General features: G+C 66.8%; 1 protein-coding gene. It reads right to left on the bottom strand.

What is annotated here, in order from left to right; translation table 11 throughout:
* Positions 1-1600 (bottom strand): polyribonucleotide nucleotidyltransferase (locus tag VEW47_02460; GenBank protein ID HYS04031.1); only part of this gene is annotated, 1600 nt, incomplete at both ends.

Below are 1600 nucleotides of genomic sequence, written 5' to 3'. Positions count from 1 at the left end.
GGGGCCGATCAGGTCGCCGATCTTGTCCGGCCGGATCTGGATGGTGATGATGCGCGGCGCGTACTTGGACAGCTCCGAGCGCGGCTTCGGCATGACCTGATCCATGATGTCCAGGATGTGGAGCCGCGCCTGCTTCGCCTTGTCGAGCGCCTCGGCCATGATCGTGAAGTCGAGGCCCATGATCTTGATGTCCATCTGGATCGACGTCACGCCCTGGCGCGTGCCCGCGACCTTGAAGTCCATGTCGCCCAGGGCGTCCTCGGTTCCCAGGATGTCGGTGAGCACCGCTACCCGGTCGGCCTCCTTGATGAGCCCCATCGCGACGCCCGCACATGCGGCGGTCATCGGTACGCCGGCATCGAACAGCGCCAGCGAGCCACCGCACACCGTGGCCATGGACGACGAGCCGTTCGACTCGAGGATGTCGGACACGATACGGAGGGTATAGGGAAACTGGTCGTACGGCGGGAGCAGCGCCTGCAGCGCCCGCTCGGCGAGCGCCCCGTGTCCCACCTCGCGGCGTGAGGTCCCGCGAATCGGCTTCACTTCACCAGTCGAGAACGGCGGAAAGTTGTAGTGCAGCATGAACGACTTCGTGGTCTCCTGCGCCACGTCGATCGAGTCGATGCGTTGCTCGTCCCGCGTCGTGCCGAGGGTCACCGACACCAGCGCCTGGGTCTGGCCGCGCGTGAACAGCGCGGAGCCGTGCGTGCGAGGCAGCGTCCCGACCTCGCAGCTGATCGGCCGTACGGTGTCGAGATCGCGCCCGTCCACCCGCTCGCCGTGGGTGAGGACCTGGTTGCGCATGGTGTGATACTCGATGTCCTCGAGCACGCTGCCGACGTCCTTCAGGTTGTCGGGGAACTCAGGCCCCAGCTCTTCCTGGATCGTGGCCTTCAGGGCCGCCAGCGCCTGCGCCCGCTCGGACTTCTCCGGCAAGTTGAGCGCCTCGGAGACCCGGGCCTGCGCCAGCTGTTTCACCCGCGCCACCAGCTCCGCCGGCGGCTCGACCTTGGTCCATTCCATTTTGGGCTGCCGCATGTCGGCGACCAGCTCGTTCGCCGCATCCAGCAGCTCGCGGATGCCTTTGTGCGCCACCTCGAGGGCCTTCACGATCTCGGGCTCCGAGAGCTCGAGCGCCCCGCCTTCCACCATCACGATCGAATCCTTCGAGCCGGACACGACCATGTCCACGTCGGAGAACTCGAGCTGCTGGAACGTCGGATTGAGGATCCAGGCGCCCTCCACCCGCCCCACGCGGACGGCGGCGATCGGGCCGTTCCATGGCACCTTGGACATGGTCAGCGCCGCCGAGGCCGCCGTCAGGCCCAGCACGTCCGCGTCGTTCTCCTGGTCGGCCGAGAGGACGTACACGAACACCTGCACCTCGTTCTTGAACCCTTCCGGGAACAGCGGCCGCACCGAGCGGTCGATCCCCCGGGCCGCGAGGATCTCATCGTCGGAGGGCCGGCCTTCCCGCTTTAAAAAGCCGCCGGGAATCTTGCCGGCGGCGTAGGCCTTTTCGCGGTATTCGACGGTCAGTGGAAAATACGGGAGGTTCGAGAGGTTCTCGGAGACGGTGACGGCGGCCAGCACAACC

It is taken from the genome of Candidatus Dormiibacterota bacterium (genome assembly GCA_035635555.1).
GTDB lineage: Bacteria > Acidobacteriota > Polarisedimenticolia > Gp22-AA2 > Gp22-AA2 > Gp22-AA3.
The sequence above is the reverse complement of the archived record's forward strand: the minus strand, read 5'-3'. Positions and strand labels throughout refer to the sequence as shown.